Raw genomic sequence first — 20,434 nt, 5'->3', positions numbered from 1 at the left:
GGGCGCGGTCACGGGCCCTGGGTGTCCGGCGCGTTCAGGGACTGTTCGGTCCAGATGACCTTGCCCTGCGCGTGGTACCGGGTGCCCCAGCGCGTGGCGCACTGGGCGACGAGGAACAGGCCACGGCCTCCCTCGTCGGTGGTGGCGGCCATGCGCAGGTGGGGTGCCGTGCTGCTGCCGTCGGAGACCTCGCAGATCAGGCTGCGGTCGAGCAGCAGCCGGACGCGCACCGGTTCGGCCGCGTGCCGGATGGCGTTGGTGACCAGCTCGCTGAGGATCAGCTCGGTGGTGAACGCCGTCTCCTCGAGGCCCCACTCGGTGAGTCGGCGCGTCGCGTCGGCCCGAACGCCGGCGACGGCCGCCGGGTCACGCGGCACGTGCCACTCGGCGACCCGGTCGGCGGGGAAGGCCCGGGTCCGGGCCACCAAAAGGACGACGTCGTCGTCGGGGCGGTCGGGGAGCAGCGCGTCCAGCAGCACGGCACAGGTCTCGTCCGGCGTCCGGTCCGCGCCGGCGAGCCGCCTGCGGAGCAGGTCGAGGCCCGCCTCGATGTCCCGGCCCCGGCCAGTCACCAGCCCGTTGGTGAACAGGACCAGCCGACTGCCCTCGGGGAGCCGGAACTCCGCCGGGGTGAAGGGCAGGCCGCCGAGGCCCAGCGGAGGGCCGGGCTGCAGCTCGGGGAAGTCCACGCTGCCGTCCGGGAGGACGACGGCCGGCGGCGGGTGCCCGGCGCGGGCCATGGTGCAGTCACCGGAGACCGGGTCGTACACGGCGTAGAGACAGGTGGCACCGACGATGTCCGAACCGCCGCTCGTCTCGGCGCGGTCCCGGTCGAGGCCGGTCACCAGTTCGTCGAGGTGGCCGAGGAGTTCGTCGGGAGCCATGTCCAGACCGGCGAAGTTCTGCACGGCGGTCCGCAGCCGGCCCATGGTGGCCGCGGCGTGCAGACCGTGGCCGGCGACGTCGCCCACCACGAGGGCGACCCGCGCGCCGGACAGCGGGATCACGTCGAACCAGTCGCCGCCCACGCCCGCCTGCGCCGGCAGGTAGCGGTAGGCGATGTCGAGGGCGTTCTGCACCGGCACTCCGTGCGGCAGCAGGCTGCGCTGCAGAGCCACCGCGACGGTGTGCTCGCGGTGGTAGCGCCTCGCGTTGTCGATGGCGACCGCGGCCCGCGACGCCAGTTCCTCGGTGATGGACAGGTCCTCCCGGGTGAACGGCTCGGAGTCCGCACCGCGCCAGAAGTTGGCCACGCCGAGCGCGACGCCCCGGGCGCGCAGGGGAACGGAGACCAGTGAGTGGATGCCGTAGGCGAGGACCCTGGGCGCGCGGTCGGGATCCTGTAGCTGCCAGCCGGGCTCCGCGCTCAGGTCCGCGACGAGAACGGCGTGTCCGGAGGCGAGACCCGTTGTCGCGGGAGTACCGGGCCGGATGGTCATCGCCTCGCCGACCGGGATCAGCGGTGCGTCGTCGCGGACGCCGTGCAGGACCACGCGGTGCATCACCAGGTCGTCCGGGGCGGCCTCCTCGCCGCGCCGGACCGCGTCCAGCAGTTCGACCGTGACGAAGTCGGCGCAGCTGGGCGTCGACGCCTCGGCGAGTTCCTCGGCGGTCCGCACCACGTCCAGCGTGGTGCCGATCCGGGCACTGGCGTCGTAGAGCAGTTCCAGCCGCTTGCGGGCGCGCTCCGCCCTGCTCCGTTCCCGGTGCAGCTCGGTGGTGTCCCGCAGGGTGGCCACCGCGCCCCTGGTCGTGTCGTCCCGGTCCAGCCGGCGCAGGCTGACCGCCAGGAGCCGGTCCCCGGCGGTGTGCATCTCGTCCGTGCGGGTGTCGCCCGAGGCGAGCAGTTCTACGATGCCCGGGTCCAGCCCGAGGCTGCCGAGGGGGATCCCGTCGCACCGCTCGGGCAGCGCGAGGAGGCGCCGCGCCTCGTCGTTGGCGAGCACCAGGCGATCGCCGTCGACGATCAGCACACCTTCCCGGATGGTGTGCAGCACTGCGTCGTGGTGCTCGTACATGCGGGTGATCTCGACCGGTCCGAGGCCGTGCGTCTGCCGCCTCAGCCGGCGGCTCACCAGGGCGGCGGCGCCCAGGGCCAGCGCGAGCGAGGCGGCGCCCGCGACCAGCAGGGCGGGCAGTTGGCGCTGGGCGGACTCGTTGACGTTGGTGATCGTGATGCCGACGGCCACACCGCCGACCACGCGGCCGTCGGCGGTCCGCACGGGGGCGTCGGCGTTCACCGTCGGGCCGACGCTCGTGTCGAACGTCCGGGTGACCGACCGGCCGCCGAGGACCTCCTCCAGCAGCCCGTCCGGGCTGATGACGCGCTTGCCGATCAGCGCCGGGTCGGGGTGTGTCAAGCGGAGCCCCGCGTCGTCGAACACCACGACGTAGTCGACGTCGGTGGCCTTGCCGACGGCCTCGGCCCGGGGCTGGAGCACCGCGGTCGGGTCGGCTCCCGTGACCGCCGTGGCCGTGCCGGGAGCCTTGGCGAAGGACTCGGCGACGCCCAGGGCCGTGCGGCGGGCGTCGTCGGTGCTGTCGCGCTGCGCCTGGAACAGCAGGAGCACCACCGCGGTGACGATGAGCAGCACCGCTGTGCCGACCTGCAGCAGAAAGACCTGGCCGGCGATGCTCCGCCGTGGCAAGCGGTCCATAGCGTCAGTTTTCATCACTCACGCGGGTGCGACCAGTCAGGCCGCGCCGGGACCGACGCGTGACCGGACGGCTCAGAGGGGAAGCGGTGCCGAGAAACGGGCCGGATGGTGCGGGCCGAGGAGCACGACGACGCCTCGGCCGTCGGGGGAGGGGTGGGTCACCTGGGTCCAGCCGCGGCGGCGGTAGAAGGCGAGGGCCCGTCCGCCGCGGACCGACGTCAGCAGCCAGGCGCGTCCCCCTGGCGCGTCCTCGGTCACCGCGTCCAGCAGGCCGCCCGCGAGACCGGAGCCGCGGTCCGCTCGGCGGACGGCCAGTTCGTCGATCCCCCGGGCGCCGCACAGCCAGTCGGTGGTGCGGCAGGCACCCAGGCCCGCGGCGGCCTGCGGGTGGCAGCGGTCGGTGGGGAAGGGCGCCGGGGTCGTCCACGCGGTGGCGAAACCGACGACCTCCCCGTCCCGCACGGCGGTCGCCGCGGTGAACCCGGGCCGGTCCACGTCCTCCCGAAGCCGCGCCACGAACTCCGTCGCCCTCTCCTCGTCCTCGTTCCAGGGCGGCGCGCAGAACGCGTCGACGTACACCGAACGGAGCGCTTCGGTGTGCGCGAGCACGCCGGGTCCGCGGTGGACACGGATGCCGGAGGTCATCGGGCGGTCACCGGCGGTGGAGGGGGGAGGAGGGCGGCGCGAGGATCCCCCGCTCGCGCCGCCCGGTCGATGGCCGGCACCCGGCCGGCACGCATGGGAACGAGCACGGCACCCACCCCTTCCTGCGCTGCACAAGCTGTTGCGAACAGTGTGCAATAAGAAGGCGCCGATGTGCACGGGTGATGGGCACCCGCGCGGCCCGGCGCAGGTGGGCGCCCCGTAGAGTGCCTCTTCGGCAGAGCGCGTCTGCCGCCTCTCCCGGACCCCGAGGTACTCAGCAGTGACCACCGCCCAGACCCCCGCACCGGCCGTCGTCGGGATCGGCGCCGACGGATGGGAAGGGCTCGCGGACGCCGCCCGAGGGACCCTGCTCGACGCGGACGTCCTGATCGGCGGCGCACGCCAACTCGATCTGCTGCCCCCGGAGTGCACCGGGGAACGGGTCGCCTGGCCCTCCCCGCTGCGGCCCGCGGTCCCCGGCCTCCTCGCCGCGCACGCCGGCCGCCGCATCGCCGTCCTGGCCAGCGGCGACCCCATGTTCTACGGCATCGGCCGCGCCCTCACCGAAGAACTCGGGCCCGGCGCGGTGCGCGTCCTGCCGCACCCCTCGTCCGTCTCCCACGCCTGCGCCCGCCTCGGCTGGCCCCTGGAGGACGTCGAGGTCGTCACGCTCGTGGGACGGCCCGCGGCCCGCCTCGCCGCCGCCCTGCACGACGGCCGGCGCCTCCTCGTGCTCAGCGCGGACTCCACCACCCCCGACGAGGTCGCCGCCCTGCTCAGGGACCGCGGCTTCGGCCCGAGCCGGATGCGGGTGCTGGAACAGCTCGGCGGCGCGCGGGAGCGCACGACGACACCGGCCACCGCCGAGGACTGGCCGCCGCACCCACCGGGCGACCCCCTCAACATCGTCGCCGTCGAGTGCCGCCGGGCCCCGGACGCCCTGCGCCTGGGCGCGGTGCCGGGCCTGCCGGACGCGGCCTACGAGCACGACGGGCAGCTCACCAAACGGCACATCCGCGCCGCCACGCTCGGCGCGCTGGCCCCCGCACCCGGCGAGCTCCTGTGGGACGTCGGCGGCGGCTCCGGCTCGATCGCCGTCGAGTGGATGCGTGCGCATCCCGCCTGCCGGGCGATCACCGTCGAACGGGACCCGGCCCGCGCCGAGCGCATCACCCGCAACGCCGAACGGCTCGGCGTGCCGGGTCTCCAAGTGGTCACCGGAGCCGCCCCCGAGGCGTTGGCCGGGCTGCCCCGGCCGGACGCGGTGTTCGTCGGCGGCGGCCTCACCACGCCCGGCCTGCTGGCCGCCTGCTGGGACGCGCTGCCGGACGCCGGCCGCATGGTGGCCAACACCGTGACGCTGGAATCCGAGGCGCTGCTCGCCGACGCCCACCGCCGCCACGGCGGCGAACTGGTCCGCCTGGCCGTGGCGCACGCCGTCCCCGTGGGCGGCTTCACCGGGTGGCGGCAGGCGATGCCGGTCACCCAGTGGGCCGTGGAGAAGACCGTCGAACCATCCGCAGGAGCAGACATATGACCGTGTACTTCATCGGCGCCGGCCCCGGCGCCGCCGACCTGATCACGGTGCGCGGCGCCCGGACCCTCGCCGCCTGCCGGGTCTGCCTGTACGCGGGCAGCCTGGTGCCGCGCGAACTGCTCGCGGAGCGCCCCGCGGACGCGCGGCTGGTGGACACCGCGCAGCTCACCCTGGACGAGATCACGGCCGAACTGGTCCGCGCGCACGAGGAGGGCCACGACGTCGCCCGGCTGCACTCCGGGGACCCCTCCGTGTTCAGCGCGGTCGCGGAGCAGATGCGGCGGCTGGACGCGGCCGGGGTGCCGTACGAGGTGGTCCCGGGCGTTCCGGCCTTCGCCGCGGCGGCGGCCGCCCTGAAGCGGGAGCTGACCGTGCCCACGGTCGGGCAGACGGTCATCCTGACCCGCGTCGCCCAGCAGGCCACCGCCATGCCCGAGGGCGAGGACCTCGCCACCCTGGGCCGCAGCGGCGCGCTGATCGTGCTGCACCTCGCCGCCCGGTACGTGGACCGCGTGGTGGACGAGCTGCTGCCGCACTACGGTGCCGACTGCCCCGCCGCCGTCGTCGCCTACGCCTCCCGCCCCGACGAGCTGGTCCTGCGCGGCACGCTCGACGAGATCGCCGGGAAGGTGAAGGACGCGGGGGTGCTGCGCACGGCCGTCATCATGGTCGGGCGGACGCTCGGCGCGGAGCAGTTCCGCGACAGCCACCTGTACTCGACGGAGCGGGACCGGCATGTCTGCTGAGTCCGCGGCACCCTCCGAAGAGGTCATCCCGGTCCTGCGGGTGCGCGACGCCGCGGCGGCGGTGCGCTGGTACGCCCGGCTGGGCTTCGTCCAGCAGTGGGAGCACCGCTTCGAACCGGGATTCCCCGTGTACACGGAGGTCGCCCGCGGGCGGGTCCGGCTCCATCTGTCGGAGCACGAGGGCGACGCGCGCCCGGACACCCTGATGTACCTGCGGGTCGCCGACCTCGACGCGGTCGCCGCCGAGTTCGGCGCCGTGCCCGAGGAGCAGCCCTGGGGGCGGGAACTCGGCCTCCGGGACCCGGACGGCAACCGCCTGCGGGTCGGCCCGGTGCGGGACGAGACCGGCCACGCGGACGGCTAGTCCCCCGGTCCCGCGCTCAGGCCACCCCGCTGCGGCCCACCACCGTCCCCGCGCGGTCGACGCAGATCACGTCGACCGCGACCGGCGCCCCGCGCAGCACGGCCAGCGACTGGTCGCGGGCCGCTCGCGCCACCAGGTCGCCCAGCGGAACCCCGGCCGCCAGGCACAGCTGGAGGGCGGCGAGCCCCGTGTTGGCCCCCGCCACCTCGGCGGCCAGGGCCTCGTCGGCGCCGCCTCGCCGGGCCAGCCCGGCGAGGAAGCCCTGGTCGACCTGGGAGCGCCCGGAGTGCAGATCGAGGTGGCCGGCGGCGAGCTTGGAGAGCTTCGCGAAACCGCCGCACACCGTCAGCCGGTCCACGGGATGACGGCGGACGTACTTCAGTACCGCGCCCGCGAAGTCGCCCATGTCCAGCAGCGCGTCCTCGGGCAGCCCGTACTCCTCGACGACGGTCCGCTCCGAGGTGGAGCCGGTGCACCCCGCGACATGCGTACGCCCCGCCGCACGGGCCACGTCCACCCCGCGCCGGATCGAGTCGATCCACGCCGAGCACGAGTACGGCACGACGATCCCGGTGGTGCCCAGGACGGAGAGGCCGCCGAGGATGCCCAGCCGGGGGTTCCAGGTGGAGCGGGCGATCTCCTCGCCGTCGTCGACGGAGACGGTGATCTCGACGTCGCCGCCTGCGCCGTACCGCTCGGCGACGCGTGCGACGTGGTCGCGCATCATCTGCCGGGGCACGGGGTTGACGGCGGGTGCGCCGACCGGCAGCGGCAGGCCGGGTCGGGTGACCGTGCCCACGCCCGGTCCGGCGCGGAAGACGACCCCGGACCCGGCGGGCAGATGCCGCACCGTCGCCCGGACCAGCGCCCCGTGCGTGACGTCCGGATCATCGCCCGCGTCCTTCACGATCCCCGCCATCGCGCAGCCGTCCGACAGCTCCTCGGCCGCGAGCGCGAAGGACGGCGTCTGGCCCCTGGGCAGCGTGATCGTCACCGGGTCGGGGAAGTCGCCCGCCAGCAGCGCCGTGTACGCGGCGGTCGTCGCCGCCGTCGCGCAGGCACCCGTGGTCCAGCCGGGCCGCAGACCGGTGTGCTTGAGTTGGGCGCCGCGACCGCCCCTGGCCTCGCCGCTCATGTCCCGCTCACTCGAGTCCCACCAGAGGGACGAAACCGCAGAAAGGGAACGACCCTGCCGTGCACGTACTGATCCTCGGCGGCACCACGGAGGCCCGTGGGCTCGCCGAACTCCTGGCGGCCGAACACCTGCCGGGGCTCCGGGTGACGAACTCCCTTGCCGGACGGGTGACCGCGCCCCGGATGCCGCCCGGCGAGGTGCGCGTCGGCGGCTTCGGCGGAGCCGAAGGGCTCGCCGTCTGGCTCGGCGAGCACACCGTCGACCTGCTCGTCGACGCCACCCACCCGTTCGCGGGCACCATCAGCTTCAACGCCGCGCGGGCCGCCGCCACCGCCGGGGTTCCCCTGCTCGCCCTGCGCCGCCCCGGCTGGTCGCCGGTGGCCGGGGACGACTGGCACGAGGCCGGCTCCCTCGCGGAGGCCGCCGCGCGGCTCCCCGCGCTCGGCGACAGGGTCTTCCTCACCACCGGCCGCACGGGTCTCGCCGCCTTCGCCGGTCTGCGCGACCTGTGGTTCCTCGTGCGGTCGGTCGACGCGCCCGGCGCACCGTGTCCGCCCCGCATGGAGGTACTGCTCGACCGCGGCCCGTTCACCCTCGACGGCGAACGCGAGCTGCTGCGCAGGCACCGGATCGACGTCCTGGTGACCAAGGACAGCGGGGGAGAGGCCACCGCGCCGAAGCTGGCGGCCGCCCGTGAGGCCGGGGTGCCGGTGGTCGTGGTGCGCAGGCCGCCGGTGCCCGACGGCGTGCCGGTCGTCAGCGGGCCCGGGGAGGCGGCGCGGTGGGTCCGGGAGGCACACGCGAGGCGCCGGCCGCCGGGCGCCCCTCACGTCTCCGGGTAGCGGCGGGGCGTCCACACGACCTCTTCGCCGTCGCCGCGCCGCACCACGCGCGTCTGGGAGGAGCCGACCAGCAGGATCGTGCGCATGTCGACCTCGGCCGGGTCCAGCTCCGCCAGTCGCACGATCCGCACCCGCTCGCCGGAACCGCCCACGTCCCGCGCGACCACGACGGGCGTGTCCGGCGCCCGGTGCTCGAGGAGCAGCTCGCGGGCCTTGCCGACCTGCCAGGTCCGGCTGCCGGAGCCCGGGTTGTACAGCGCCAGCACCAGGTCGGCGCCGGCCGCGGCCCGCAGCCGCTCGGCGATGACCTCCCACGGCTTGAGCCGGTCGGACAGCGAGAGGGCGGCGTAGTCGTGCCCGAGCGCCGCCCCCGCACGGGCGGCGGCGGCGTTGGCCGCGGTCACCCCGGGCAGCACCCGCACCGGAACGTCCGCGTGCTCCTCGGCCGAGGCGGCCTCCAGCACGGCCGTGGCCATGGCGAACACCCCGGGGTCGCCGCCGGACACGACGGCGACCCGGCGCCCCCGCCGGGCCAGCCCCAGCGCGAACTCCGCGCGCTCGGCCTCCACCTTGTTGTCCGATCCGTGGCGCCGCTGACCTGCCCGGACCGGCACACGGTCCAGGTAGGTGGTGTAGCCGACCAGGTCGTCGGCGGCGGCGAGCGCGCCCCGCGTCTCGGGCGTCAGCCACAACGGGCCGGCCGGCCCGGTCCCCACGACCACGACCTCCCCGACGGCACCAGGCTGCGGCGCCGGCGGCTCGGCGTCCACCTGGCTCGGCAGCACCGCCACCGAGAAGTAGGGCACCGACTCGGCCTCGACGTCCGCCAGCTCCGCGAGGCGCTCTCCCGGCATCGTGGCCCGCTCCACGTACCGCGCCTCGTCCAGCCGACCCGACCCCTCCAGCGCGCGGCGCACCTTGGAGAAGGTGCGGCCCAGCTTCATCACCACGGCCGAGTCCGTCGAGGCGAGCCGGGCCGTCAGCTCCTCCTCGGGCAACGTGCCCGGCAGGATGGTCAGCACCTCCTCGCCCTCGACGAGCGGCGTGCCCAGCCGGGCCGCGGCGGCGGACACGGACGTCACACCGGGGATCACCTCGGTCTCGTACCGGTCGGCGAGCCGCTTGTGCATGTGCATGTAGGAGCCGTAGAAGAGCGGGTCGCCCTCCGCGAGGACGGCGACCGTGCGGCCCGCGTCGAGGTGGGCGGCGAGCCGCGCCGAGGCCTCGGCGTAGAAGTCGTCCATGGCGCCCTGGTAGCCGCCCGGGTGGTCGGTGGTCTCGACGGTGAGCGGGTAGACCAGCCGTTCCTCGACGTGGTCGGCGCGCAGGTGCCGCTCCGCGATCGAGCGGGCGATGGAGCGTCCGTGCCGGGCGCTGTGATACGCGATCACGTCCGCCTCGGCGATGGCCTCGACCGCGCGCACGGTCATCAGGGACGGGTCGCCGGGACCGAGCCCGACCCCGTACAGCTTGCCGCTCATTCTTCCTCGCTCGCGATCGCGTTGAGTGCGGCGGCGGCGATGGCGCTGCCTCCGCGACGGCCCCGGACGACCAGGTGCTCCAGGCCCGAGGGGTGGGCGGCAAGGGCGTCCTTGGACTCGGCGGCGCCGATGAAGCCGACGGGCACGCCGATGACGGCCGCGGGCCTCGGCGCCCCCTCCTCGATCATCTCCAGGAGCCGGAAGAGGGCGGTGGGCGCGTTGCCGACGGCGACCACGGAGCCCTCCAGGCGGTCGCGCCACAACTCCAGGGCGGCGGCGCTGCGCGTGGTGCCCAGCTCCGCGGCCAGCTTCGGGACGGCCGGGTCGGAGAGGGTGCACAGCACCTCGTTGTCCGCGGGCAGCCGCTTGCGGGTCACACCGCTGGCCACCATCTGCACGTCGCAGAGGATCGGCGCACCGGCCAGCAGGGCCTCGCGGGCGCGGGCCACCACCGTGGGCGTGTGGCCGATGTCGCGCACGAGGTCGACCATGCCGCAGGCGTGGATCATCCGGACGGCGACCCGGCTGACGTCGGCGGGCAGGCCCGTGAGGTCCGCCTCCGCCCGGATCGTGGCGAAGGACTGGCGGTAGATGGCCGCTCCGTCCTTCTCGTATGCGTGCGTGGTCACGGTGCTCTTCCCGCTGCTCTCGGTCGTCGTACGGCTCATGGGGTGATCGCCGCCAGTGCGGCGGCGAGATGGGAGGGGTCCGTCAGGACCGTGGTGCGTGTCGGTGCGCCGGGCGCGCCGACGGTGAGGCGGTAGCCGCCCTCGGGGACGGCGACCAGGTCGATCCGCTCGCCCCGCGGGTGTCCGCAACGGCGTTCGCAGCCGGACCAGTACAGGGGGAGCGGGGACCGGCCCGCGGCGGACAGGCCGCCGGCCGCGTCCGCCCGCACGTCGGCGTGTGACTTCCCGCATCCCGGGCGGCCGATGCAGGCACCGACGCGCGGCCAGGGGGAGGCGGCGTCGGTGACGAGGCCGGCGGCGGAGAGGCGGCCGAGGGCGTCGGCGGTGTCCGTCGCGCCCAGGCCCCGGACGGGTACGACGACACCGCGCCACGGCGTCAACCGCAGTTCGGCGTCCCGCGTCGGGGCGGCGACGCGGGCCAACTCCCGCCATTGCGGGCCGGTGAGACGGCCCAGCGGGACGTGCACGCACAGGGCGTTCCCGACGAGCCCGGGAGGAGGCCCGTCCGTACGGGACGTGTGCGTCCGCTCCGTGACGTGGGCGACTCCCGCCCCGGACAGACGGCGGTCCACCGCCCGCGTCAGGACACGGGCCGGCACGGCGAGTTCGTCCACCCGCCACACCCGCGCCCCGGACTCGCGCGCGACGTCGAGGAAGGCCTCGGCCGCCAGCAGCGCCGCCCGGGACGCCTCGCCCGCGGCCACCCGCCAGGCGTCGTCCGTCGAGCCCAGCGAGACCAGCGCATGGTCGTCGCCGGCCGCTCGCACGGTGACGTCGGCGCCGAGCCCGGTCACGTCCCCGCGCCCGTCGTCGAGCGCGAACAGGAACCGGCCCGACAACTCCCGCGCCCGTTCGCTTGCGCACAACGCGGCGTCCAGGGCCGACAGCCAGGGCCGGACGTCCCGAAGACCGCGCCCGTCGAGGCCGGACAGCGGTGAGGCGACGATGTTGCGCACCCGTTCGTGCCCCCGTGAGGGCAGCAGCCCGGCCGCGGCCAGCAGCCCGGCGAGTTCCCCGCCGCAGCCGTCGCGCAGCCCCCGCAGTTGCACGTTGCCCCGGGACGTCAGATGAAGGTCCCCGTCGCCCAGCCGCCGGGCCGCGTCCGCCAGCGCCTCGGCCTGGACGACGCCCAGGACCCCGCCCGGTATCCGTACCCGGGCGAGGGCGCCGTCGTCGGCGGCGTGCAGCCTCAGCGTCCCCGGGCAGGCGTCACCACGGTCCCGTGAGACCGCTGTGGCCTGGGAGGATATGGAAGGGAGCGCCGAGGACATGGCGGCGAGCATACCGACCGTCACACCGGTGGCACCCCCCGCCCTTCTCGGCGGGACCCTTACTATGCTCCTGGGTGGATCAGCCGGTCCGCCCACCGCCAGACGGCGACAGGGGAGGAAGCCGGTGTGAATCCGGCGCGGTCCCGCCACTGTGAGTCCGGCCACCCTGAGGGGCCGGACGAGTCAGGAACTCCCGCCGTCTCTCACCGCCCGGGGCGCGGACCCCGAGGAAGGGCAGACGCCGCATGCCGCATTCGTCCGGGGAGCGCGCCGCGCACCCCAGCATCCTGCTCCTGTCGACGTCCGACACCGACCTGCTGAGCGCCCGCGCCGCCACCGGTCCGGTCACCTACCGGTTCGCCAACCCCGCCCGCCTCCCGCTCGACGACCTGCCCGCCCTGCTGGACGGCGTCGGACTGGTCGTCGTACGCCTCCTCGGCGGAGTGCGTGCCTGGCGCGAGGGTCTCGACCTGCTCCTCGCCGACGGCCGGCCCGTCGTCGTGCTCAGCGGCGAACAGGCGCCCGACGCCCAGCTGATGGAGACCTCCACCGTCCCCGTCGGCCTCGCCGCGGAGGCCCACGCCTACCTCGCCCACGGCGGCCCCGCCAACCTGGAGCAGCTCGCCCGGTTCCTCTCCGACACCGTGCTGCTCACCGGCCACGGCTTCGACCCGCCGACGCCCGCCCCCACCTGGGGCCCGCTGGAGCGTGCGCCGCGCCCGGACGCGGACGGCCCGACCGTGGCCGTGCTCTACTACCGCGCCCACCACATGAGCGGCAACACGGACTTCGTGCACGCCCTGTGCGACGCCGTGGAGAACGCGGGCGGACGGCCGCTGCCCCGCTACGTGGCCTCCCTGCGCGCCCCCGAGCCCGAACTGATCGAGGACCTGCGGGCGGCCGACGCGATCGTCACCACCGTCCTCGCGGCCGGCGGCACCAAGCCCGCCGAGGCGTCCGCCGGCGGTGACGACGAGTCCTGGGACGCCGGCGCCCTCACCACCCTCGACGTCCCCATCCTCCAGGCCCTGTGCCTGACCGGCTCCCGCGCCGACTGGGAGGGCAACGACGAGGGCGTCTCCCCGCTGGACGCCGCCAGCCAGATAGCCGTGCCCGAGTTCGACGGCCGCCTGATCACCGTGCCGTTCTCCTTCAAGGAGATCGACGCGGACGGCCTCCCCGCCTACGTCGCCGACCCCGAGCGCGCCGCCCGCGTCGCCGGCATCGCCGTGCGCCACGCGCGCCTGCGGCACATCCCGGCCGCCGACAAGCGCCTGGCCCTGGTCCTGTCCGCCTACCCGACCAAGCACTCCCGCATCGGCAACGCCGTCGGCCTGGACACCCCCGCCAGCGCCGTCGCCCTGCTGCGCCGACTGCGCGAGGAGGGCTACGACTTCGGCACCGGCACCGGCACCGACGCCGAGGTTCCGGGCCTCGCGTCGGGCGACGGCGACGAACTGATCCGCGCGCTCATCGAGGCCGGCGGCCACGACCAGGACTGGCTCACCGAGGAACAGCTGGCCCGCAACCCGGTCCGCATCCCGGCCGCCGACTACAAGCGCTGGTACGCGACCCTGCCCGGGGAGCTGCGCACGGCCGTCGAGGAGCACTGGGGCCCGGCCCCGGGCGAGATGTTCGTCGACCGCAGCCGCAACCCGGAGGGCGACATCGTCCTCGCCGCCCTGCGCCGCGGCAACCTGCTGATCCTCATCCAGCCACCGCGCGGCTTCGGCGAGAACCCCATCGCCATCTACCACGACCCCGACCTGCCGCCCTCCCACCACTACCTCGCCGCCTACCGCTGGATCGCCGCGCGGGCCGAGGACGGCGGCTTCGGCGCCGACGCGATGATCCACCTGGGCAAGCACGGCAACCTGGAGTGGCTGCCCGGCAAGAACGCCGGCCTGTCCGCCGCCTGCGGCCCCGACGCCGCCCTCGGCGACCTGCCGCTGATCTACCCCTTCCTCGTCAACGACCCCGGCGAGGGCACCCAGGCCAAGCGCCGCGTGCACGCCACCCTCGTCGACCACCTCGTGCCGCCGATGGCCCGCGCCGACTCCTACGGCGACATCGCGCGCCTGGAGCAACTCCTCGACGAGTACGCGCAGATCGCGTCCATGGACCCGGCGAAGCTCCCGGCGATCCGCGCCCAGATCTGGACCCTGATCCAGGCCGCCAAGCTCGACCACGACCTCGGCCTGCAGGACCGCCCGGACGACGACGGCTTCGACGACTTCCTGCTGCACGTCGACGGCTGGCTCTGCGAGGTCAAGGACGCCCAGATCCGCGACGGCCTGCACGTCCTCGGCAATCCGCCGGCCGGTGCCGACCGGGTCAACCTCGTCCTCGCCATCCTGCGCGCCCGCCAGATCTGGGGCGGCACCACCGCTCTGCCCGGCCTGCGCGAAGCCCTCGGCCTCGACGAGTCCGCAGCCACCCGCACCACGGCCGACGCCGCCGAGGAGCGGGCCCGCGCACTGGTGCAGGCCATGGACGACGCGGGCTGGGACCCCGCCGCCGTACCGTCCGAGCACGGCGAACAGGTCGCCGCGGTACTGGAGTTCGCCGCCCGCGAGGTCGTCCCCCGGCTCGCCGCCACCACCGCCGAGATCGACCACGCCGTGCACGCGCTGAACGGCGGCTTCGTCCCCGCGGGGCCGTCCGGCTCCCCCTTGCGCGGCCTGGTCAACGTCCTGCCGACCGGCCGCAACTTCTACTCCGTCGACCCCAAGGCCGTACCCTCCCGCCTCGCGTGGGAGACCGGCCAGGCCCTCGCGGACAGCCTCCTGGAGCGCTACCGCACCGACAACGGCGAATGGCCCACCTCCGTCGGCCTCTCGCTGTGGGGCACCAGCGCCATGCGCACCGCCGGCGACGACGTCGCCGAGGTCCTCGCGCTGCTCGGCGTGCGCCCCGTCTGGGACGACGCCTCCCGCCGCGTCACCGGCCTCGAAGCCATCCCCCACGAGGAGCTGGGCCGCCCGCGCATCGACGTCACCCTGCGCATCTCCGGCTTCTTCCGCGACGCGTTCCCGCACACCGTGGGCCTCCTCGACGACGCGGTACGCCTCGCCGCCTCCCTGGAGGAACCGGCCGAGGCCAACCACGTCCGCGCCCACGTCCAGGCCGACCTCGCCGAACACGGCGACGAACGCCGCGCCACCACCCGCATCTTCGGCTCCCGCCCCGGCACCTACGGGGCAGGGCTGCTCCAGCTCATCGACTCCCGCGACTGGCGCACCGACGCCGACCTCGCCGAGGTCTACAGCGTCTGGGGCGGCTACGCCTACGGCCGCGAACTCGACGGCCGCCCGGCGCGCGACGAGATGGAGACGGCGTACAAGCGGATCGCGGTGGCGGCCAAGAACACGGACACCCGCGAGCACGACATCGCGGACTCCGACGACTACTTCCAGTACCACGGCGGCATGGTCGCCACCGTCCGCGCCCTGCGCGGCACCGCGCCCGAGGCGTACATCGGCGACTCCACCCGCCCGGAGACGGTCCGCACCCGCACCCTGGTGGAGGAGACCTCCCGCGTCTTCCGCGCCCGTGTGGTCAACCCCAAGTGGATCGAGGCGATGCGCCGCCACGGTTACAAGGGCGCCTTCGAACTCGCCGCCACCGTCGACTACCTCTTCGGCTACGACGCGACCACGGGCGTGGTCGCGGACTGGATGTACGACAAGCTCACCGAGGCATACGTCCTGGACCCCGCCAACCGCGAGTTCCTCCAGCAGGCCAACCCATGGGCCCTGCACGGCATCGCCGAGCGCCTGCTGGAGGCGGAGTCGCGCGGAATGTGGGAGAAGCCCGACCCCGCCGTCCTGGAAGCCCTGCGGCAGGTGTACCTGGAGACCGAGGGCGATCTGGAGGGGGAGGACTGACGCCCCGTCGGGGGCGGGTGCACGACGCCGGACCTAGGCCCTGTCGTCAAACTCCCGTCTGCCCGGCGGCGCCATGCACGCACTCTCGCCGCACGGGGCCCTGACCCAAGTACATCCAGTACGAGGATCAGGGCCCCGCGCGCCGAGAGCACGCACCTGAAGCCGCCGGGCCCGCCCTCCGGGCGGACGACGGGAGTTTGACGACAGGACCTAGGACCAACGGCTGATCAACAACCACCACTGACGCTGTTAGCGTGCAACTGCACATCATTGGCAATAACGTCGGAGGATGTTGGACATGGCGGTGTACTCGCTCCCGGAGCTTCCCTACGACTACTCGGAGCTCGAGCCGGTCATCAATCCGCAGATCATCGAGCTGCACCACGACAAACACCACGCGGCCTACGTGAAGGGCGCCAACGACACCCTGGAGCAGCTCGCCGAGGCGCGGGACAAGGAGCAGTGGGCGTCGATCAACGGCCTGGAGAAGAACCTGGCCTTCCACCTCTCCGGGCACATCCTGCACTCCATCTACTGGCACAACATGACCGGTGACGGCGGTGGCGAGCCGCTGGCCGCCGACGGCGTGGGCGACCTCGCCGACGCCATCACCGAGTCGTTCGGCTCCTTCGCCGGTTTCAAGGCGCAGCTCACCAAGGCCGCCGCGACCACGCAGGGCTCCGGCTGGGGCGTGCTGGCGTACGAGCCGCTGAGCGGCCGTCTCGTCGTCGAGCAGGTCTACGACCACCAGGGCAACGTCGGCCAGGGCTCCACGCCGATCCTGGTCTTCGACGCCTGGGAGCACGCCTTCTACCTCCAGTACAAGAACCAGAAGGTCGACTTCATCGACGCCATGTGGGCCGTCGTCAACTGGCAGGACGTGGCCAAGCGCTACGCCGCCGCCAGGGAACGCGGCGACAGCCTCCTGCTCACTCCGTGACCCCACCGCTCGGACGCGGGGCCGCCGGCCGGGAACTCCACCCGGCCGGCGGCCCTCCGCGTCAGGAGCGCATGCGGTAGGTCACGTGCGTGACCTGGGTCGCCGCGCGTGAGGCCACCTGCTCCAGCCCGAGCGGCGGGACACCTTCGAAGAGCCGGGTACCGGCGCCGAGCGTGAACGGCACGACGTGCAGCCTCAGCTCCTCGATCAGGCCGGCCGCGAGGTACTGGTTGACGGTGGTGGCCCCGCCCTGGACCTGCACGTCGCCGCCCCCTGCCGCCGCCCGCGCCTGGGCCAGCGCCGACTCGATCCCGTCGGTGACGAAGTGGTACGTCGTGCCCCCGGCCATCGCCTGCGGCTCGCGCGCGTGGTGGGTGAGGACGAACACCGGGGCGTGGAACGGCGGATCGTCGCCCCACCAGCCGTTCCACGGCCGGTCCCACTCACCCCGCACCGGTCCGAACATGTTGCGTCCCATGATGAACGCCTTGGCGGCGGCCATCCGGTCCAGCTCGGCCCTGTTCTCGTCGGGCGTGTCGAACATCCAGGCATGCAGCTTGTCGCCCGTGCCGTCCCCGCCGTCGTCACCGAACGGGCGTGCCTCACTCTGGCCGTGCCCGGCCGAGTACCCGTCGGCCGTGACCGTGATGTCGCAGATCACCGTGCCCGCGTGTGTGGAGATGGCTCCTCCTCGTCGTGAGGGTCGCTACGTCCGTACCGACCAGACCTCCGGACCACCGCCGCGCCATTCGATCAGGTCCGAGGTCTCCACGTCGACGTCCTCCAGACCGGCCCGCCGCAGGAACTCCTCGACATCCCGCACGCCGTACGCCAGGCCGAGGATCTCGCCGTCCGCACGGACCCGCCGACCGCCGCTGGGCGACGGCCGGCCCACCACCACGGGACGCCTGGCCATGCCTCCAGGTTCCGCTTTAATCTTGTTTGATGCGAGTTGTCCCCAGATGGGTCCTGCTCACCTCAGGGTGCGCGCCCCTCCTGCTGATCGGAGGCTGGACGGGCGCGGCGCTGTACGAAGGACCTGCCTACGACCCCGTCTCCCAGACGATCAGCGTCCTGGGAGCCTACGGAGCCCCGGGATTCTGGGTGATGTCGGCGGCGTTCCTCGCGCTGGGCGCCTGCCATCTGCTGACCGCCTGGGGGCTGCGGGCCGCCGCCACCGCCGGGCGGGTGGCACTGGCCGGCGGTGGTCTCGCCGCCCTGGCCGTGGTGGCGCTCCCCGCACCGAGCAGCGGGGGGTCGCTGCGCCACGGCGCGGTGGCGGTCGTCGGATTCACCCTGCTGGCGGTGTGGCCGGTCCTCGCCGCCAACGGTGGTTCGGCCGCCCCCTGGGCGTTACGGCTGACGCCCTCGATCACGGTGACGGCCCTGATGGCGGTCGGTGGGGCGTGGTTCCTGATCGAGATGCACCGGCAGGGCGACGTCGGCGTCGCGGAGCGGGTCGTGACCGGTGTCCAGTCACTGTGGCCGTTGGTCGTGGCCGCCTCCTGCCTCCGCCATGCCGGGAACCGGGTGCGGCGGGCCCCGGGCCGCCCGTAGCCCGCGCGGCGGTCGGGGTCACAGGAAGGTGTCGCCGCCGGGATGGCTTCCGGCCCGGACCGCGGGGGTGCGGTCCGCCCACGGCTGGGCCCGTTCGAGTTGGCCCGCGAGGCGGAAGAGCAGGTCCTCGCGTCCGTGATCGGCGGCGAACTGCATGCCGATCGGCAGTCCCGTCCCGGGGTCGGCGGTCAGCGGCACGGACATGGCCGGGTTGCCGGCCACGTTGAACGCCAGGGTGAACGGCGACCGGTCGTTGAGCCGGTCGATCCAGCCGGCTCCGTCCAGCGCCGACGCGTCCTCGGTGTAGGTGCCCAGCGGCATCGGAAGCTCCGGGAGGGTGGGGGTGAGGAGGACGTCGTGGGTGGCGAAGTACTGCCCCAGGCTCCGCGCGACCGCGTTGCGTATCGCGAGGGCGGCGACGAATTCGTGGCCGCTGACGCGCTGTCCGTAGTGGTAGCCCGTGAGGGTGGCCGGCTCGAGGGTGGAGGCGTCGGCCGGGCGTCCGAAGGCGGTGGCCACGGCGTCGACCGTGGCGGCGAGGTTGGCCGTGAACAGCCGCGCGGTGGCCGACAGGAACTCCTCCCAGTCCGCTCCGAGACCGACCGTGGCCTCCTCCACCGTGTGGCCGAGCGATTCGAGCAGTCGCACCGTGCGGGTGAGCGCGTCGGTCACCGGCGGGGCGGTGCGACGGCCGCCCCAGGCCTGGGTGAGGACGCCGATCCGCAGCACACCCGGCGCGCGGGTCACTTCCTCCAGGTAGGGGCGGGAAGCCTGTCGGGCGGTGTAGGGGTCGCCGGGTTCCGGCCCGAGGATGCGGTCGAGCAGCGCCGCGCTGTCACGGACGGTCCGGCTCACGCCGCCCTGCACGGCGAGGCCGTTGAAGGTCTCGTCGGCGTCGGGGCCCAGGGAGACGCGGCCGCGGGTGGGCTTCAGGCCGAAGAGCCCGTTGCAGGCGGCGGGAATCCGCAGCGAGCCGGCGGCGTCGGTGGCGTGGGCGAGCGGCACGATCCCGGCGGCGACGGCCGCGCCCGCACCCCCGCTGGAGCCGCCCGCGCTGCGCTCCAGGTCCCACGGATTGCGGGTCGGACCGTGCAGCACGGGCTCCGTGGTGATGCTGTAGGCCAGTTCAGGCGTCGCGGTGCGGCCGAACGTCACGAGCCCGGCGCGGCGCAGGCGCCGCATCAGGAAGGAGTCGGCGGGGGCGACGTTCCCGGCCGCGAGGCGGCTGCCCAGCTCCGAGCGCCTCCCGGCCATGGTGACTCCGATGTCCTTGATCAGGAAGGGCACCCCGGCCAGCGGTGTACCGCCCGGAACCGGCTCGTCGTCGGTGGGCCAGGTCTCCACGACGGCGTTGACCCGCCCGTTGACCTCGCGCGTGGCCTCGCGGGCGGCCCCCTCGAGTTCGGCGGGGGTCACCTCGCCCCGGGCCACCATCCGCGCGAGGCCGACCGCATCGCGACGCACGTACTCGTTCACTTTCATCGTCACTCCACAGGAGAGATCGGTACCGGACAGTCCCGGATGATACCCAACGGTATCGTCCGGGACGGACTGGTACCGTAGCAGGAGGTGAGAGGGTCCCAGTCGAACGGACGCCGCGGAGGATTCATGACATCGACCGTCAGAAGGCCGAGCAGGGTGGCGAAGCTGCCCCCTCGCGAGCGCATCCTCGACGCGGCCGAGGAGCTCTTCCAGAGCGAGGGGATCCGGCGCGTGAGCGTCCAGGCCATCGCCGACAAGGCCGAGACCACCAAGATGGCGGTCTACCGGCACTTCGCGACCAAGGACGCCCTGGTGGCGGAGTGGCTGCGGATCGTCGCCGCCGACTACCAGGCCGCCTTCGACCGGGTCGAGGCCGACCATCCCGGCCGGCCGAAGGAGCAGATCATGGGCCTGGCCCGCTTCATCGCCGACGGGCTGCCGGCGATCTCGCACCGGGGCTGCCCCTTCATCAACTCCCTCGCCGAACTCCCCGACCGCGCCCACCCCGCACGGCAGGTGATCGAGGAGCACAAGGCCCGCCAGACGCGCAGGCTGACCGCCATGTGTGTCGAGGCCGGTATGACGGACCCCGAACAGGCCGCGGCCCAGATCACCTTCCTCCTGGAAGGCGCCCAGGTCAGCACGCAGAACGGAAGCATCGACCAGGTGGGGGAACGGCTGTTGAGCATCGTCGAGGGCATCGTGGCATCGCACGCGTCGCCCGCCCTCGGCCGCGATGGCCGCGACCGGCCGACAGGACAGTGATGAGCACCGGCACCGGTCTGCTGACCCCCGAGGACCTCGACTTCCTCCGGCGCCCCCTGTACGGGTTCCTCACTGTGGCCGCCGGCCCGGTCCCGCCCCAGCCGCGCCCGGTGTGGTTCGAGGCCACCGACGAGGGCACCGTCCAGCTGTTCACGGGCCCGGAGACGGTCAAGGTGCGGCGCCTGGGCCGGGATTCCCGGGCCTCCCTCCTCGTCGCCTCCCCGGTCGGCGAGCGCGAGCGCTGGGTCTCGGTCGCCGGACGCACCACGCTGGAGACGGGTGGAGCCCACGAGTTGGCGGCCCGGCTGGCCGCCCGCTACTGGGACCTGGACGACCCGGGCCGGGCCGAGGACCTCGCCGGGATGCTGGCGGTGGAACAGGTGCGCCTGGTCATCCACCCGGAGAAGGTGAGCCGCTTCACGAACTGAGCCGGCGT

18 protein-coding genes and 1 riboswitch are annotated in these 20,434 nt (G+C 74.2%); of the genes, 9 read left to right on the top strand and 9 right to left on the bottom strand.

Annotation, left to right across the window (positions count from 1 at the left end; genetic code table 11):
- Positions 1–8 precede the first annotated feature (8 nt).
- Complete coding sequence (locus DMH12_RS11135; protein WP_260474177.1) at positions 9–2,657, bottom strand: SpoIIE family protein phosphatase/ATP-binding protein; 2,649 nt, start codon at positions 2,655–2,657, stop codon at positions 9–11.
- A 72-nt stretch (positions 2,658–2,729) separates the two neighbouring features.
- The gene (locus DMH12_RS11130) at positions 2,730–3,302 is read right to left on the bottom strand and encodes a GNAT family N-acetyltransferase (RefSeq protein WP_125491406.1); all 573 of its coding nucleotides are present in this window, start codon (positions 3,300–3,302) and stop codon (positions 2,730–2,732) included.
- A gap of 280 nt (positions 3,303–3,582) precedes the next feature.
- Between DMH12_RS11130 and cbiE the strand changes: the two genes are divergently transcribed.
- The 3 genes from cbiE to DMH12_RS11115 are packed head-to-tail and all read left to right on the top strand — an operon-like array spanning position 3,583 to position 5,949.
- The gene (cbiE, locus tag DMH12_RS11125; RefSeq protein ID WP_125491405.1) at positions 3,583–4,839 is read left to right on the top strand and encodes a precorrin-6y C5,15-methyltransferase (decarboxylating) subunit CbiE; all 1,257 of its coding nucleotides are present in this window, start codon (positions 3,583–3,585) and stop codon (positions 4,837–4,839) included.
- The gene (cobM, locus tag DMH12_RS11120; RefSeq protein WP_125491404.1) at positions 4,836–5,585 is read left to right on the top strand and encodes a precorrin-4 C(11)-methyltransferase; all 750 of its coding nucleotides are present in this window, start codon (positions 4,836–4,838) and stop codon (positions 5,583–5,585) included. The genes cbiE and cobM overlap by 4 nt, the downstream gene beginning before the upstream one ends.
- Positions 5,575–5,949 carry a glyoxalase superfamily protein gene (locus DMH12_RS11115; protein WP_125491403.1) on the top strand — a complete coding sequence of 125 codons (375 nt, stop codon included), beginning with the start codon at positions 5,575–5,577 and terminating at the stop codon, positions 5,947–5,949. Before cobM ends, DMH12_RS11115 begins: the two co-directional genes overlap by 11 nt.
- A gap of 16 nt (positions 5,950–5,965) precedes the next feature.
- Here the strand turns inward: DMH12_RS11115 and DMH12_RS11110 are convergent, their stop codons facing one another.
- Positions 5,966–7,084 carry a cobalt-precorrin-5B (C(1))-methyltransferase gene (locus DMH12_RS11110; protein ID WP_125491402.1) on the bottom strand — a complete coding sequence of 373 codons (1,119 nt, stop codon included), beginning with the start codon at positions 7,082–7,084 and terminating at the stop codon, positions 5,966–5,968.
- A 59-nt stretch (positions 7,085–7,143) separates the two neighbouring features.
- On the opposite strand from DMH12_RS11110, the gene DMH12_RS11105 reads away from it, so the two are divergent.
- Entirely contained in the window at positions 7,144–7,926 is a 783-nt protein-coding gene (locus tag DMH12_RS11105) for a cobalt-precorrin-6A reductase (RefSeq protein ID WP_125491401.1), read from the top strand.
- Here the strand turns inward: DMH12_RS11105 and DMH12_RS11100 are convergent.
- From DMH12_RS11100 to cobG, 3 genes are read right to left on the bottom strand one after another with little or no spacing between them, the layout of a single operon-like run.
- Positions 7,911–9,407 carry a precorrin-2 C(20)-methyltransferase gene (locus DMH12_RS11100; RefSeq protein WP_125491400.1) on the bottom strand — a complete coding sequence of 499 codons (1,497 nt, stop codon included), beginning with the start codon at positions 9,405–9,407 and terminating at the stop codon, positions 7,911–7,913. The genes DMH12_RS11105 and DMH12_RS11100 overlap by 16 nt on opposite strands.
- Positions 9,404–10,075, bottom strand: coding sequence for a precorrin-8X methylmutase (locus tag DMH12_RS11095; RefSeq protein WP_125491399.1), 672 nt, complete (start codon positions 10,073–10,075; stop codon positions 9,404–9,406). Before DMH12_RS11095 ends, DMH12_RS11100 begins: the two co-directional genes overlap by 4 nt.
- Positions 10,072–11,379 (bottom strand): precorrin-3B synthase, encoded by a 1,308-nt coding sequence (gene cobG / locus DMH12_RS11090; protein ID WP_185832251.1) that lies wholly within the window; start codon positions 11,377–11,379, stop codon positions 10,072–10,074. Before cobG ends, DMH12_RS11095 begins: the two co-directional genes overlap by 4 nt.
- A 55-nt stretch (positions 11,380–11,434) precedes the next feature.
- Positions 11,435–11,583: riboswitch (cobalamin riboswitch) on the top strand.
- Between the two features lie 29 nt (positions 11,584–11,612).
- Between cobG and cobN the strand changes: the two genes are divergently transcribed.
- Entirely contained in the window at positions 11,613–15,254 is a 3,642-nt protein-coding gene (cobN, locus tag DMH12_RS11085) for a cobaltochelatase subunit CobN (RefSeq protein ID WP_125491397.1), read from the top strand.
- Positions 15,255–15,552: 298 nt separating this feature from the next.
- On the top strand, positions 15,553–16,194 hold the full coding sequence (locus DMH12_RS11075) for a superoxide dismutase (protein ID WP_125491424.1): 642 nt from the start codon (positions 15,553–15,555) through the stop codon (positions 16,192–16,194).
- Positions 16,195–16,255: 61 nt separating this feature from the next.
- On the opposite strand, the gene DMH12_RS11070 is transcribed toward DMH12_RS11075, so the two are convergent.
- Together DMH12_RS11070 and DMH12_RS11065 are read right to left on the bottom strand one after the other, a co-directional pair.
- Complete coding sequence (locus tag DMH12_RS11070; RefSeq protein ID WP_399187046.1) at positions 16,256–16,855, bottom strand: dihydrofolate reductase family protein; 600 nt, start codon at positions 16,853–16,855, stop codon at positions 16,256–16,258.
- A 45-nt stretch (positions 16,856–16,900) separates the two neighbouring features.
- Positions 16,901–17,110, bottom strand: coding sequence for a hypothetical protein (locus DMH12_RS11065; protein ID WP_122617925.1), 210 nt, complete (start codon positions 17,108–17,110; stop codon positions 16,901–16,903).
- Between the two features lie 29 nt (positions 17,111–17,139).
- On the opposite strand from DMH12_RS11065, the gene DMH12_RS11060 reads away from it, so the two are divergent.
- Positions 17,140–17,751: a DUF998 domain-containing protein gene (locus tag DMH12_RS11060; RefSeq protein WP_125491395.1), complete on the top strand. Its 612-nt coding sequence runs from the start codon at positions 17,140–17,142 to the stop codon at positions 17,749–17,751.
- Positions 17,752–17,769: 18 nt separating this feature from the next.
- Here the strand turns inward: DMH12_RS11060 and DMH12_RS11055 are convergent, their stop codons facing one another.
- Positions 17,770–19,233 carry an amidase gene (locus DMH12_RS11055; protein WP_125491394.1) on the bottom strand — a complete coding sequence of 488 codons (1,464 nt, stop codon included), beginning with the start codon at positions 19,231–19,233 and terminating at the stop codon, positions 17,770–17,772.
- A gap of 126 nt (positions 19,234–19,359) precedes the next feature.
- Between DMH12_RS11055 and DMH12_RS11050 the strand changes: the two genes are divergently transcribed.
- Both DMH12_RS11050 and DMH12_RS11045 read left to right on the top strand, forming a co-directional pair.
- Positions 19,360–19,998, top strand: coding sequence for a TetR/AcrR family transcriptional regulator (locus DMH12_RS11050; RefSeq protein WP_125491393.1), 639 nt, complete (start codon positions 19,360–19,362; stop codon positions 19,996–19,998).
- A complete protein-coding gene (locus tag DMH12_RS11045; protein ID WP_125491392.1) occupies positions 19,998–20,426 on the top strand; it encodes a pyridoxamine 5'-phosphate oxidase family protein in 429 nt (142 codons plus the stop codon). Before DMH12_RS11050 ends, DMH12_RS11045 begins: the two co-directional genes overlap by 1 nt.
- Positions 20,427–20,434 lie beyond the last annotated feature (8 nt).

Source organism: Streptomyces sp. WAC 04229 (assembly GCF_003947455.1).
Lineage (GTDB): Bacteria > Actinomycetota > Actinomycetes > Streptomycetales > Streptomycetaceae > Streptomyces.
This window is presented reverse-complemented; position numbering and strand designations above follow the sequence as displayed.